Source organism: Rhodococcus sp. IEGM 1330, from assembly GCF_033142445.1.
GTDB lineage: Bacteria > Actinomycetota > Actinomycetes > Mycobacteriales > Mycobacteriaceae > Rhodococcoides.
In genome coordinates, this window is the sequence record NZ_JAWLSB010000028.1 from 1 (window position 1) to 603 (window position 603).

At 67.0% G+C, this 603-nt stretch carries 1 protein-coding gene; it reads left to right on the forward strand.

The features are described 5' to 3' along the window. The coding region (locus R4P57_RS26770; protein ID WP_317805924.1) for a thiamine pyrophosphate-binding protein at positions 1-603 on the forward strand (603 nt) is incomplete at both ends.

Genomic DNA, 603 nt, shown 5'->3' on the forward strand with positions numbered 1-603 from the left:
AACATCGGGATCTGCATCGGTACCTCCGGCCCGGCCGGCACCGACATGATCACCGGGCTGTATTCGGCCATGGCCGACTCGATCCCGATCCTCGCCATCACCGGCCAGGCCCCGGTCGCGCGGCTGCACAAGGAGGACTTCCAGGCCGTCGACATCGCGTCGATCGCGGCACCGGTGACCAAGATGGCGATGACGGTGCTCGAACCCGCGCAGGTTCCCGGCGCCTTCGCCCAGGCGTTCCACCTGATGCGGTCCGGCCGTCCGGGACCGGTGTTGATCGACCTGCCCATCGACGTCCAGCTGGCCGAGATCGACTTCGATCCCGAGACGTACCAGTCGTTGCCGGTGCACAAGCCCGTCGCCTCCCGTGCGCAGGCCGAGAAGGCCATCGACATGCTCCTCGCGGCGGAACGTCCGTTGATCGTGGCCGGCGGTGGCATCATCAACGCCGATGCGTCCGACTTGCTCGTGCAGCTCGCCGAGATTCTCGACGTTCCGGTCATCCCGACTCTGATGGGCTGGGGCACCATCCCCGACGATCACCGTCTCGCTGCAGGCATGGTCGGTTTGCAGACCGCGCACCGGTACGGCAACGCGACCATG